Origin of the sequence: Streptomyces sp. NPDC004732, assembly GCF_040609235.1 — a bacterium.
Classification (GTDB): domain Bacteria; phylum Actinomycetota; class Actinomycetes; order Streptomycetales; family Streptomycetaceae; genus Streptomyces.
On sequence record NZ_JBEXJR010000013.1, the window covers coordinates 139,469 to 154,780 of the forward strand.

Below are 15,312 nucleotides of genomic sequence, written 5' to 3' on the forward strand. Positions count from 1 at the left end.
GAGAAACATGCCGGAGAACGAGAAGCTCCTCGAATACCTCAGGCGCGCCACCGCCGACCTGGGAGACGCCAGGCGGCGCCTGCGCGAGGCGGAGGACGCCCGCCACGACCCCATCGCGATCGTGTCCATGAGCTGCCGCTACCCCGGCGGCGTGGACACCCCGGAGCGGCTGTGGGACCTCCTGGACAGCGGACGCGACGCCATCACCGAATGGCCCACGGGCCGCGGCTGGGACACCGAGGCCCTCTACCACCCCGACCCCGATCACCCGGGCACCTCCTTCACCCGGCACGGCGGATTCCTGCACGACGCCGCCGACTTCGACGCGGGCTTCTTCGGCATCTCGCCCCGCGAGGCGCTCGCCATGGACCCGCAGCAGCGCCTCGTCCTCGAGGCCGCCTGGGAGGCCGTCGAACGGGCGGCCATCGACCCGACCGCGCTGCGCGCCACCCGGACCGGCGTGTTCATCGGCGCCATGCGCAACGACTACGGCAGCGACGCACGCCACCTCCCCGAGATCCAGGGACTGCTGGACACCGGCACGGCCGGCAGCGTGATCTCCGGCCGCGTCGCCTACACCCTGGGCCTGGAAGGCCCCGCGCTCACCGTCGACACCGCCTGCTCGTCCTCCCTGGTCGCCCTGCACCTCGCGGTCGGGGCCCTGCGCGGCGGCGAGTGCACGATGGCGCTCGCGGGCGGCGTCGCGGTCATGGCGACCCCCGACGCGTTCGTCGCCTTCAGCCGCCAGCGGGCCCTGTCGGCGGACGCGCGCTGCAAGGCGTTCGCGGCCGCCGCGGACGGCACCGGCTGGTCCGAGGGCGTCGGCGTCCTGGTCCTGGAACGCCTCGCCGACGCGCGCCGCAACGGCCACCAGGTCCTTGCCGTCATCCGCGGCTCCGCCGTCAACCAGGACGGCGCGAGCAACGGCCTCACCGCACCCAACGGCCCCTCCCAGCAGCGCGTCATCACCGACGCCCTCGCCGACGCCCGACTGGCCCCCGGCGACATCGACGCCGTGGAGGCACACGGCACCGGCACCCGCCTCGGCGACCCCATCGAGGCGCAGGCCCTGCTCGCCACGTACGGGCAGCAGCGTTCCACCGAGCGGCCGTTGTGGCTCGGCTCCCTGAAGTCCAACGTGGGCCACACCTCCGGGGCCGCGGGCGTCGGCGGCGTCATGAAGATGGTCCTGGCCCTGCGCCACGGACGGCTGCCCAAGACCCTCCACGTCGACGAGCCGACGCCGTTCGTGGACTGGTCCGAGGGCAACGTACGTGTCCTGACCGAGGCCCGGCCCTGGGAGGCCGACGGGCGGCCGCGACGGGCCGGAGTCTCCGCGTTCGGGGTCAGCGGCACCAACGCCCACCTCATACTCGAAGAGGATGAAGGGGGCGAAGGGGGCGAAGGGGGTGCAGCCGGACCGGAGGACGGGATCGGGACTCCGCAGGCCGCGGAGAACGGCCTGACCGCGCCCGCCACGGGATGGGCGCCCTGGGTGCTCTCCGCCCGCAGCGAGGACGCCCTGCGCGCCCAGGCCGCCCGGCTGCTCGCCCACGTCGGCGGCGCCACGGCCACCGACGGGGAGATCGGCCGCGCCCTTGCCACCACACGCGCCGCCTTCGAGCACCGCGCGGTCGTCGTGGCCGACGAGCGCGCCGGATTCACCGAGGGCCTGGCCGCCCTGGCCGCCGGAACTCCCGCCCCGCGCCTGGCCCAGGGCACCACAGGGCCCGTCGGCAAGACCGTGTTCGTCTTCCCCGGGCAGGGCTCGCAGTGGACCGGCATGGCCGTCGAACTGCTCGAATCCTCACCGGTGTTCGCCGCCCGCATGGCCGCCTGCGAGCGGGCCCTCTCCGCATACGTGGACTGGTCGCTCGACGCCGTGCTGCGCGGCGGCGCGGGCGCACCGCCGCCGGAGCGGGTGGACGTCGTGCAGCCCGCGCTGTTCGCGGTGATGGTGTCCCTTGCGGAGCTGTGGCGCGCGTACGGCATCGAACCGGACGCGGTGATCGGGCACTCGCAGGGGGAGATCGCCGCCGCGTGCGTGGCGGGTGCCCTGTCCCTCGACGACGCGGCGAAGGTCGTCGCGCTGCGCAGCCGCGCCCTCGCGGACCTGTCCGGGCGCGGCGGCATGGCCTCGGTCGCGCTGCCCGTGACCGACGTGGAGGCCCACCTGGCCGGGTGGGGCGGGCGGTTGTCGGTGGCCGCGGTCAACGGCCCGGCCGCAACCGTGCTCTCCGGTGACGTCGACGCCATCGAGGGGATCGTGGCCGAGCTGGTGGCGCGCGACGTCCAGGCGCGGGTCCTGCCCGTCGACTACGCCTCGCACTCCGCGCACGTCGAAGAGATCGAGGACAAGCTGCACAGCGCCCTCGCGGGCATCACACCCCAGGCCGCCACCGTCCCCTTCTACTCCACCGTCGACGGCGGCTGGCTGGAGACCACCGCACTCGACCCCGCGTACTGGTACCGCAATCTGCGCCGCACCGTGCGCTTCGAAGAAGCCGTGCGCGACCTGATCGACCACGGTTACGGCTTCTTCGTCGAGGCCAGCGCCCACCCCGTGCTCACCCCTGGCGTGACACAGACCGCCGAGGACGCCGCGCCGGAGCAGCCCGTCGCCGTGCTCGCCACGCTGCGCCGCGACGAGGGCGGCCTCGACCGCTTCCTGCTCGCCCTCGGCCAGGCCCATGCGCGCGGCCTCTCGCCCGACTGGTCCCGGGTGTTCACCGGGCACGGCGCGGCCGCGGAGCTGCCCACCTATGCCTTCCTCCGCCGCCCGTACTGGCTGGAGCCCACACCCACCGCGGACCGCGCCCCGGCCGCACCGGTGGACCCCGTCGAGGACCGGTTCTGGGAGGCCGTGCGCACCGGTGACCTGCCGGAGCTGACCGCGACCCTCGGCGTCGGCCCCGAGGACCCGCTCAGCGCCGTCCTGCCCGCCCTGGCCACCTGGCGCGAACGGCGCGCGGAGCTCGCCGCCGTCGAGTCCTGGCGCTACCGCCTGACCTGGCAGCCGCTGCCCGACGCAGCTGCGGCGATGCTGTCGGGGACCTGGCTCGTCCTGCTGCCCGGACCCCTCGCCGACGACGCCGAGACCCGGGCCTGCGTCCACGCCCTCGAAGAGGGCGGAGCGGCCGTGCTGACCCTCGTACTCGAGCACGGAGACACCGACCGGGCCCCGCTCGCCGACCGGCTCACCGAGGCGCTGGCCGACGCGGCCGAGCCGGTCAGCGGAGTCCTCTCCCTCCTCGGCACCGACGAACGGCCCCACCCGCACCACCCGTCGGTGCCCGTGGGCACCGCGCTCGGTCTCGCCCTGGTGCAGGCCCTCGGCGACGCGGGCATCGACGCGCCGCTGTGGTGGGCGACCCGCGGCGCGGTCTCCGTCGGCCGCGGCGACGGGATCGTCAGCCCCGCCCAGCACGTCGGATGGGGGTTCGGCCGGGTCGCCGCCCTTGAGTACCCGCAGCGCTGGGGCGGCCTCGTCGACCTGCCCCCGGCCCTCGACGACCGCACCGCGGCCCGGCTGCGCACCGTGCTCGCCGGGCTCGGCGACGAGGACCAGGTGGCGGTACGCGGCTCCGCCGTGCACGCACGCCGACTCGTCAGGGCCCCGCTGGAAGGCGCCGAGCCGCGCCGCACCTGGAGCCCGCGCGGCACCACCCTGATCACCGGCGGCACGGGCGGCCTCGGCGCGTACGTCGCCCGCTGGCTCGCGCGCGGCGGAGCCGAGCACCTCGTCCTGGTCAGCCGCCGCGGGCCCGACGCGCCCGGCGCCGCGGAACTCGCCGCGGAACTCACCGCCCTGGGCACCCGCACCACCGTCGCCGCCTGCGACATCGCGGACCGCGACGCCCTGGCCGCGCTGGTCGCGACGCTGGAGGCCGACGGCTGCGAGATCCGCTCCGTCATGCACGCCGCGGGTGCCGGATCCCTCGTGCCCCTCGCCGACACGGACCTGCCCGAGTTCGCCGACACCCTGCACGCCAAGGCGGGCGGCGCCGCGCACCTGGACGCACTCTTCGACCGGGACACCCTCGACGCCTTCGTGCTCTTCTCCTCCATCTCCGGCGTGTGGGGCAGCGCCATCCACGGCGCCTACGCCGCCGCCAACGCCTACCTGGACGGCCTCGCCGAGAACCGCCGCGCCCGCGGCCTCGCCGCCACCTCCGTGGTGTGGGGCATCTGGAGCCCCGAGAACGGCGCAGGCATGGCGGCCAACCTCGTCGAGGACCAACTGCGCGCCCAGGGCATCGTCTTCATGCCGCCCGCCACCTGCGTGAGCGCCCTCCAACAGGTCCTCGACCACGACGAGACGCTCGTCCTGGTCGCCGACATCGACTGGAGCCGCTTCGCCACCGTCTTCACCACCGGCCGACCGAGCCCCCTGATCGGATCGATCCCCGAAGTACGCGCCGAACTCGCCCCGGACCGGGACCGGACGGCACAGGACGACGGCGACCCGACCACGGACACGCTCCGCGACCGGCTCCGGGAACTGAGCCAATCCGAGCGCGAACGCCAGCTGACGGACCTCGTGCGCACCGAGGCCGCCGGTGTCCTCGGCCATGACGAGCACGACGCGATCGCACCCGGGCGCGCCTTCCGCGACCTCGGCTTCGACTCGCTGACCGCCGTGGAGATGCGCAACCGCCTCAACACGGCGACCGGGCTCCGGCTGCCCGTCACCGTCGTCTTCGACTACTCGTCGCCCGGCGCCCTCGCCCGCCACCTGCACGACGAACTCCTCGGCGGACAGGCCGCGCCGACGCCTTCCGCGTCGGCACCTCCCGCCACCGCCGTCGACGACGACCCCGTCGTCATCGTGTCGATGAGCTGCCGCTACCCGGGCGGCGCCGCCACCCCCGAAGAGCTGTGGCGGATCGTCGCCGAGGGCCGCGACGTGATCGCCGGGCTGCCCGCCGACCGCGGCTGGGACCTCGACGACCTCTACGACGACGACCCCGACCGGCCCGGCAAGAGCTACGCGGCAGCGGGCGGTTTCGTCTACGACGCGGGCCGCTTCGACGCAGGCTTCTTCGGCATCTCGCCCCGCGAGGCCCGCGCCATGGACCCGCAGCAGCGCCTCCTCCTCGAGACCTCCTGGGAAGCCCTGGAACGGGCCGGGATCGACCCCGCGACACTGCGCGGCAGCCGCACCGGAGTCTTCGCAGGAGCCGCCTACCAGGGCTACGGCGGCAGCATGAAGGACGTGCCCGACGAGCTCGAAGGCCTCTTCGTCGCGGGCATCTCCACCAGCGTCCTCACCGGCCGCATCGCCTACACCCTGGGCCTCGAAGGCCCGGCCGTGACCGTCGACACCGCCTGCTCGTCCTCGCTGGTCGCCGTCCACACGGCCGCCCAGGCGCTGCGCCGCGGCGAGTGCTCGCTGGCCCTCGCGGGCGGCGCGACCGTCATCGGCACCCCGCTGACCTTCACCGGCTTCAGCCGCCAGCGCGGCCTCGCCGCCGACGGCCGGTGCAAGTCCTTCGCCGCGGGCGCGGACGGCTTCGGCATGGCCGAGGGCGTCGGCCTGCTGCTCCTGGAACGGCTCTCCGACGCCCGCCGCAACGGCCACCCCGTCCTCGCCGTCCTGCGCGGCTCCGCCGTCAACCAGGACGGCGCCAGCAACGGCCTCACCGCACCCAGCGGCCCGGCCCAGCAGCGCGTGATCACCGAGGCGCTCGCCGACGCCCGCCTGAGCGGCGCCGACGTCGACGTGGTCGAGGCCCACGGCACCGGCACCACCCTCGGCGACCCCATCGAGGCCCAGGCCATCCTCGCCACCTACGGACAGGACCGGCCCGCCGAACGGCCGCTGCGGCTCGGCTCGTTGAAGTCCAACATCGGGCACAGCCAGGCCGCCGCCGGTGTCGCGGGCATCATGAAGATGGTCCTGGCCATGCGCCATGAACTGCTCCCCGCGACCTTGCACGTGGACGAGCCGTCACCGAACGTCGACTGGTCCACGGGCGAGGTGTCCCTGCTCACCGAAGCCGTGCCGTGGCCCGCGAAGGGCCACCCCCGGCGCGCCGGAGTCTCCTCCTTCGGCCTCAGCGGCACCAACGCCCACGTCATCATCGAACAGCCGCCCGCCGAGGCCCTCCTGGCGGAGCCCGGCCCGGCGCAGGAGACCGCCGCCGTGCCGTGGGTGCTCTACGGCAGGACCGCCGACGCCGTGCGAGACCAGGCACTGCGGCTGCGCGCCCACCTACAGGACCACCCCGGGCTGCGCCCCGTCGACGTCGGCCACTCACTGGCCACCACCCGCTCTCCCTTCGAGCACCGCGCCGCCGTCGTCGGCGCCGACCGGGACGCGCTCGTCGCCGGGCTCGACCTGCTGATCGAGGGCCGCGGCGGCCCGGCGGCCGTGCGGGGCACGGCGGTCCCGGACCCGCGCCCGGTGTTCGTCTTCCCCGGGCAGGGCTCCCAGTGGCCCGGCATGGCCCGTGAACTCCTCGACACCTCAACGGTCTTCGCGGCTTGCATCGCCGACTGCGCCGCCGCGCTCGCCCCGCACACCGACTGGTCGCTGCTCGACGTCCTTCGCGAGGACCCCGGCGCCCCACCGCTGGACCGCGTCGACGTCGTCCAGCCGGTCCTGTTCGCCGTCATGGTGTCGCTCGCCGAGGTCTGGCGCGCCCACGGCGTCGAGCCCGCCGCGGTCGTCGGCCACTCCCAGGGCGAGATCGCCGCTGCCTGCGTGGCCGGGGCGCTCTCCCTGGAGGACGCCGCCCGGATCGTCGCCCTGCGCAGCAAGGCCCTGCGCGCCCTCACCGGACGGGGCGGCATGCTCTACGTCCCCCTCGCGCCCGGCGACGTGACAGCCCGCCTCGCCCCCTGGCCCGACCGGCTGAGCATCGCCGCCGTCAACGGCCCCACCACCGTGACCGTCTCCGGGGACCCCGCGGCCCTGGACGAGTTGCAGCGCGCGCTCGCCGACGACGGCGTGCTGTGCTGGCCCATCCCCGGCGTGGACTTCGCGGGCCACTCGCCGCAGGTCGAGGAGATCCACGAGGAACTCCTCGCTCTCCTCGCCGACATCGCACCACGCCCCTCGAGCGTCCCCTTCTACTCGACCGTGACCGGCACCAAGGCCGACACGACCGGGCTCGACGCCGAGTACTGGTACCGCAACCTGCGCCAACCCGTCGACTTCCACGGGGCACTGAGCTCCCTCATCGACGCCGGGCACCGCCTGTTCGTCGAGACGAGCACCCACCCCGCACTCACCGTCTGGCTCCAGGAAGGACTGGAGGCGGCCGGGGGAGCCGGGGGAGCCGTCGGCACCCTGTACCGGGGCGAGGGCGGCCGTGGGCGGCTGCTCACCTCGCTCGCCGAACTCCACACCCTGGGCCACCCGCTGGACTGGGACGCGGTCTTCGACGGTACCGGCGCCCGCCGCTGCGAACTGCCCACGTACGCCTTCCAGCAGCGCCACTTCTGGCTGGAGCCGACCGCCGACGCGGCACCCGCGCCCGCGGGCACGGGCGCCGCCGACGAACGCTTCTGGGCAGCCGTCGAGGGACAGGACCTCGACGCGCTCGCCTCGGCACTCCACCTCGGCGGCGAACAGGACGGCATACGGGATGCGATAACCGCGCTCGCGCCCGCGCTGGCCACCTATCGGCGCGAGCGCCGCGGCCGCACCACTCTGGACGCCTGGCGCCACCGCGTGACCTGGAAGGCACTGCCTCAGGACGGCACCCCCGCCCTGACCGGCACCTGGTGGGTGGCCGTGCCCGCCGAGGCCGCACAGGACCCGGCGGTCGAAGGGTGCGTGCAGGCCCTGAGGGAACACGGGGCGAGTCCGGTCGTCGTCGAGGTCGCGTCCCGGGACGCCGACCGTGCGGTGCTCGCCGCCCGGCTGCGCGAGCTGGCCCGACAGGAGCCCGCACAGAACGTGGTGTCGCTGCTCGCCCTCGACGAGGCCCCGTACGGCCGAGGGAGCGCGCTGCCCGTCGGTCTCGTGCTCACCACGGCCCTGCTCCAGGGCCTCGGCGACGCCGAGGTGAAGGCGCCCCTGTGGTGCGTGACCCGCGGAGCGGTCTCGGTGGGCCGCTCCGACCCGCTCGACGCGCCGCTCCAGGCCCTCGCCTGGGGCCTCGGCGGGGTCGCCGCCGTCGAGTACCCCGAGCGCTGGGCCGGTCTCCTCGACCTGCCCGCACACCTGGATGCCCGGGCCCGCGCCCGGTTCGCCGACGCGCTGGCCCAGGGCAGCGGCACTCCGGACGGGGGCGACGGAGGCGGGGGAGAGGACCAGCTCGCCCTGCGCGCCTCCGGGCTGTTCGCCAGGCGCCTCACCCGTGCCGCCGCCCGCCCCGAACCCACCGCCACCGCCTGGACACCCGACGGCACCGTCCTGGTCACCGGCGGCACCGGTGGTGTCGGCGCCCACATCGCCCGCAGGCTCGCCCGCGGCGGCGCCGCACATCTGCTCCTGACCGGACGGCGCGGCCCGGACGCACCGGGCGCCCAGGCCCTGGCCGCCGAACTCACCGCACTGGGCGCCGAGGTCACCGTCGTGGCCTGCGACGCCGCCGACCGTGACGACCTGGCCCGGCTCCTCGACGCCATCCCCGCGCACCGGCCGCTGCGCGCGGTGTTCCACGCCGCGGGCGTCCTGGACGACGGAGTCCTCGACTCCCTCACTCCCGAGCGCGCCGCCGGGGTGCTGCGCCCCAAGACCGATGCCGCGCTGCACCTGGACGCCCTGACGCGGGACAAGGACCTCACGGCGTTCGTCCTGTTCTCCTCCCTCGCCGGGACCCTCGGCGGGACCGGGCAGGGCAGTTACGCCGCGGCCAACGCCTTCCTCGACGCGCTGGCCCAGGCGCGCCGCGACCGCGGCCTGCCCGCCACCTCCCTGGCCTGGGGACTGTGGGGCGGTGACAGCCTCGCATCGGGCGCGGTCGGTGAACGGCTGGTGCGCAACGGCCTCCCGGCCATGGACCCCGAACTCGCCGTCGACGCCCTGTGGCAGTCCCTGGCGGACGACGAAACCCACCTGATCGTCGCCGACTTCGCCTGGGACCGCTTCGTACGCGCCTACACCGCGCTGCGGCCGAGCCCCCTGCTCCGTGACGTGCCCGAGGCGCGGCGCGCCCTCGCCGACAGCGCGTCCGCACCCGGCACCGGCCCGGGCGAGGACACCCTCGCCCAGCGGCTCGCCGGGCTCTCCGCCGCCGAACGCATGGCGCACCTCACCCTTGTGGTGCGGGAGCGGGCCGCCGCCGTCCTCGGCCACGACGACCCGTCCGCGATCGGCCCCGAGCGGGTGTTCAAGGACCTCGGCTTCGACTCGCTGACCGCAGTGGAACTGCGCAACCAGCTCGCCCAGGCCACCGGCCTGCGCCTGTCCGTCACGCTCGTCTTCGACCACCCCACCACCGCCGCCCTCGTGGACCATCTCCACGAAGAGCTGCTCGGCACCACCACCCCCGCCGTCGCAGCGCCTCGCGTGCCGGTCGCCGCAGTCGACGACGACCCCATCGCGATCGTCGCCATGAGCTGCCGCTTCCCCGGCGGCGTGCGCACCCCCGAGGAGTTCTGGAAGCTGCTCCGCGACGGCGGCGATGCCATCGACGGGTTCCCCACCGACCGCGGCTGGGACCTGGCGGGCCTCTACGACCCCGACCCCGGGCGAGTGGGCCGCACCTACGCCCGCGAGGGCGGATTCCTCTACGACGCCGACCACTTCGACCCCGCCTTCTTCGGCATCTCGCCCCGCGAGGCCCTGGCCATCGACCCGCAGCAGCGTCTCCTCCTTGAGCTGGCCTGGGAGGCCTTCGAACGGGCGGGCCTCGACCCGCACTCCGTGCGCGGCGGCGACGGCGGCGTCTTCGTCGGCTCCAGCTACCGCGACTACGGCTCCCGGGTCACCGAACCCTCCGAGGAGTTCGAGGGCTATCTGGGCATCGGCAGCGCGGGCAGCGTCGCCTCCGGCCGCATCGCGTACACCTTCGGCCTCGAAGGGCCCGCCGTCACCGTGGACACGGCCTGCTCGTCCTCGCTGGTCGCCGTCCACCTGGCCGCTCAGGCGCTGCGCGGCGGCGAGTGCTCGCTCGCGCTCGCGGGCGGCGTGACCGTGATGGCGACACCGGGGGCGTTCATCGAGTTCAGTCGCCAGCGGGGCCTCGCCCCCGACGGCCGCTGCAAACCCTTCGCGGCCGCGGCGGACGGCACCGCCTGGGCCGAGGGCGCGGGCATGGTGCTCCTAGAGCGCCTCTCCGACGCGCGGCGCAACGGCCACCCCGTCCTCGCCCTGGTGCGCGGCTCCGCAGTCAACCAGGACGGCGCCAGCAACGGTCTGACGGCACCGAATGGGCCCAGCCAGCAGCGCGTCATCCGCCAGGCCCTCGCCGGGGCCGGGCTCGCCCCCGGCGACGTCGACGCCGTCGAGGCCCACGGCACCGGCACCAAGCTGGGCGACCCCATCGAGGCGCAGGCCCTGCTCGCCGCCTATGGGCAGGGCCGCCCCGCCGAACGGCCGCTGCTGCTCGGCTCGTTGAAGTCCAACATCGGCCACAGCCAGGCTGCCGCGGGCATCGCGGGCATCATCAAGATGGTCCTCGCGATGCGGCACGGGACGCTCCCGCGCACGCTGCACGTCGACGAGCCGACCCCGTTCGTGGACTGGTCGGCGGGCGCCGTGCGGCTCCTGACCGAGAACACCGCCTGGCCGGACGGCGCCCACCCGCGGCGCGCCGGAATCTCGTCCTTCGGCGTCAGCGGCACCAATGCGCACACGATCCTGGAATACGTTCCGGACGACGCACGGGACGACGTGTCCGAGGCCGCGCCGGACGGCGTACGAGAGGGCGCACGAGAACGCGTACGACAGGGCGTGCGGGACGGGCTGCGCGAGGAGGCGCCGACGACGCCGACCACGCCGACCACGCCGACGACGCCGTTTGCGCCCGCCTCGCCCGAACCCGCCGCGCACGCCCTGCCCTGGCTGCTCTCCGCACGCGGTGAGGACGCCCTGCGCGCCCAGGCCCAGCGCCTCCTGGACCGCGTCGGCACCGACCCCTCCCTGCCCGCCGACGCCATCGGCGAGGCCCTGGCCACCGGCCGCAGCACCTTCGAGCACCGTGCCGTGCTCGTGGGCGAGGACCGCGCCGCACTCCTCGCCGCACTGGGCGCACTCGCCGCCGAGGAGCCCTCCGCCGCCGTCATCACCGGCACGGCGGCGGGCCGGGGCAAGACCGCCTTCCTCTTCCCCGGGCAGGGCAGCCAGCGCCCGGGCATGGGCGCCGGACTCTACGAGCGCTTCCCCGTATTCGCCGATGCCTTCGACGCGGCGTGCGCGGAGCTCGACCCGTACCTGGACCGGCCACTGCGCGACATCGTGCACGCGGCCCCCGGGACGCACGAGGCGGCGCTGCTCGACAGCACGGCCTTCACCCAGCCCGCGCTGTTCGCCGTCGGAGTGGCCCTGTACCGCCTGGTGGAGTCGTACGGGGTGCGGCCCGACTTCGTCACCGGGCACTCCATCGGACAGGTGGCCGCCGCGCACGTCGCCGGTGTCCTCACCCTGCCCGACGCCGCCTGCCTGGTGGCCGCGCGCGGCAGGCTGATGCAGGCGATGCCCACCGGCGGGGCGATGGTCTCCCTGACCGTCCCCGAAGCCGATGTGCTGCCCCAATTGGTGGGCAGGGAGGCCGAGCTCGCCGTCGCGGCCGTCAACGGGCCCGCCGTCACCGTGCTGTCCGGCGACGAAGGCGCTGTCCAGGAGATCGCCGACCACTGGCGGGCCGAGGGCCGCAAGACCAAGCGGCTGAACGTCAGCCATGCCTTCCACTCCCCGCACATGGACGGCATGCTGGACGACTTCCGCAAGGTCGCCGAGCAGCTCACCTTCCAGGAGCCGACGATCCCCGTCGTCTCCGACCTGACCGGAGCCCTGGCCACCGCCGACGAACTGCGCGACCCCGGTCACTGGGTACGCCACGTGCGCGGCACCGTCCGCTTCCAGGACGCCGTGCGCGCACTGGAGGCCGAGGGCGTCACCGCCTTCCTCGAGCTCGGGCCCGACGGGGCCCTGACCGCGCTCGGCCAGGACTGCCTCACCGCTCCCGGCCACGCCACCGCGCTGCCCCTGCTGCGCAGGGACGAGGCGGAAGCGCCCGCGGCCATCGGGGCGCTGGCCCGGCTGCACGTGCACGGCGTAACGGTGGACTGGGCGCGGCTGTTCGCCGGAGCCGGAGCCGGAGCCGGAGCCGGAGCCGGAGCCGGAGCCGGAGCCGGAGCCGGAGCCGGAGCCGGAGCCGGAGCCGGAGCCGGAGCCGACACCGATGCCGATGCCGGGCGCGGTGCTGCCGGGGTCGCGGCTGAGCTGCCCACCTACGCCTTCCAGCGCAAGCGGTACTGGCTCGCGCCCACCCCGCCCGCCGGGGACATGCCTGCGGCCGGTCTGCTGCCCGGCGGGCATCCGCTGCTCGGCGCGGGATCCCCGCTCGCCGACACCGGGGGATTCCTGTTCACCGGCAGGCTGTCGGTGTCCGCCCACCCCTGGCTCGCCGACCACGCCGTGCTCGGCGGCGCGCTCTTCCCCGCCACCGCCTTCCTCGAACTCGCCGTCCACGCGGGAGACCAGGTGGGCTGCGACGAGGTCGAAGAACTCACCCTGGAGGCGCCCCTCACCCTCGCCGACCAGGGCGCGGTGACCCTGCAACTCACCCTCCAGGCACCGGATACGGACGGCAGCCGGGCCTTCGCCGTCCACTCGCGGCCCGAGCACGCCCCGCCCGGCGAGGACTGGACCCGGCACGCCAGCGGCAGGCTCACCACCGGGGTGCACGACGCCCCGGACGACCTTGGCGCCTGGCCGCCCCCGGGGGCCGAACCCGTCGACATCGAGGGCCTCTACGAGCGCCTCGCCGACGGCGGCTTCGCCTACGGACCGGCCTTCCAGGGCCTGCGCGCAGTGTGGCGCCTCGGCGACGACGTCTACGCGGAGGCGGGGCTCCCCGAGGAGCAGCACCCCGACGCCCCGCAGTTCGGCCTCCACCCGGCGCTCCTGGACAGCGTGCTGCACTCCCTGGCCTTCGGGGTCCTGGAGGGCAGTGACCAGGGCTGGCTGCCCTTCGCCTGGAACGGCGTGCGGCTGCACGCATCGGGTGCTTCGGCCGTACGTCTGCACATGACGCCCACGGGACGCGATGCCGTCGCCCTGACCGTGGCCGATCCGGCCGGGCGGCCCGTCGCCACCGCCCGTTCCCTGGTGCTGCGGCCGGTGACGGCGGACCGCATCCAGCAGGCCCGTACGTCCTCGTACCAGGAGCTGTACCGCCTGGAATGGCCGGTCCTCGCACAGACACAGACACCAGAACAGGCACAGACACCGGCACAGGCACCGGCAGCCGTGGCTGTCCGGGCCGTGCTCGGCACCGCGGCCGTCACCTCCGGGCTCGGCCCGGTCCACGCGGACCTGGCCGCCCTGGGCGCCGCGCTCGACGCGGGCGCAGCAGTGCCCGACGTCGTGGTGACCGCGCTGCCCCCGACCGGTGCGGGCGACCTGGCCGACGCGGTGCACGTACACACGGCCCGTACGCTGGAGTTGGTGCGGGCCTGGCTCGCCGACGACCGCCTCGAGAACGCGAAGCTGGTGCTGGTCACCACCGGCGCAGTGCCCGTCGACGCGGGCGACGACGTCCCGGATCCCGCACACGCCGCCGTCTGGGGCATGATCCGCTCCGCGCAGACCGAGAACCCCGACCGGTTCGTGCTCCTCGACACCGACATCGACGAGGACGGCGCAGGCGAACAGGGTGACCGGCACGGCCCGGACGTCCTCGCCGCCGCCCTGGACACCGCCCGCACGGCAGGCGAGCCCCAACTCGCCCTGCGCGGCGACCAGGTGCATGCGGCCCGGCTCACCCACGTCCCCGGCACCGTCCCCGCCGCCGAGCCCTGCTGGAACGCCGAAGGCACCGTCCTGATCACCGGCGGCACCGGCTCCATCGGCGCCCTGATCGCCCGGCACCTGGTGAGCGCCCACGGCGTACGGCACCTGCTGCTCACCAGCCGCAGCGGCCCGGCCGCCGACGGCGCGGACCGGCTGCGCGCCGAACTCGCCGCGCTCGGCGCCGACGTGGACATCGCCGCCTGCGACGCCGCCGACCGGGAGACCCTGCACGAACTCCTGCGCGGCCTGCAGCGGCCGCTGACCGGCGTCGTGCACGCGGCGGGCGTCATCGACGACGGCGTCGTCGCCGACATGACCCCCGAACAGCTGCAGAAGGTCCTGCGGCCCAAGGTCGACGCGGCGGTGAACCTGCACGAGCTGACCGCCGACAGGCCCCTGTCCGCGTTCGTGGTGTTCTCCTCCATCGCCGGTGTCTTCGGCGGCATGGGGCAGGCCAACTACGCGGCGGCCAACGCCTTCCTGGACGCCCTCGCCCACCGGCGCCGCGCCCAGGGCCTGCCCGGCACCTCGCTGGCCTGGGGCCTGTGGGCGACCGGCGGCGGCATGACCGGACACCTCGGACAGGCCGACCTCGCCCGCATCGCCCGGGGCGGCATCGTCGCCTTCGCACCCGCCGAGGGCGTCGCCCTCTTCGACGCGGCCACCGGCCTCGACGCCCCCGTACTGCTGCCGCTGCGCCTGGACACCGGTGCGCTCGCCGCACAGGCGGGGGCGGGCGGTGTCCCTGCCTTCCTGCGCGGTCTGGTCCGCACCCCGGCGCGCAGGGCCGCCGCGGGCGAAGGCCCGGGACCCGATGCCGCCGAGGCGCTGCGCCGCCGCCTGTCCGGCCTGACCGGGCCGCCGCGCGAGCGGATCCTCCTGGACCTGGTCCGCACCCACGCGGCCCTGGTCCTCGGCTTCCCCGACGCCACCGCAGTCAACACCGAACAGGCCCTGCTTGACCTGGGCTTCGACTCGCTGACCGCCGTCGAACTGCGCAACAGGCTGCGCGGCGCGACCGGCCTGCACCTGCCCGCCACGCTGCTCTTCGACCACCCCACGGCACAAGCCATGGCCCGGCACCTCGCCGAGGAGATCGCCCCCGAGCAGCCCGGGGGGTCCGAAGACGCCGAGTCGGCACCGGCACTCCTTTCCGAACTCGACCGCGTGGAGGCCGCGTTGCGGGGCGGCGTGCCTGACGACGCCGCACGCACCGCCGTCACCGACCGCCTCCAGAGCCTCCTGGAAGCCGTGCGAGCAGGCGCGGCCCCGGAAGGCGGCGAGGTCGAACAGCGGATGGGATCCGCCACCGACGACGAGCTCTTCGACTTCATCGACAAGGAAATCGGCAGGCCGTGACACCGCCCCACGCCCCGCCCCCCGACCCCGCGCACACAAAG

General features: G+C 75.1%; 1 protein-coding gene. It reads left to right on the forward strand.

The window, feature by feature from the left end; translation table 11 throughout:
- Window positions 1-7 precede the first annotated feature (7 nt).
- The gene (locus tag ABZV77_RS34065) at window positions 8-15,271 is read left to right on the forward strand and encodes a type I polyketide synthase (protein WP_356265510.1); all 15,264 of its coding nucleotides are present in this window, start codon (window positions 8-10) and stop codon (window positions 15,269-15,271) included.
- Window positions 15,272-15,312 lie beyond the last annotated feature (41 nt).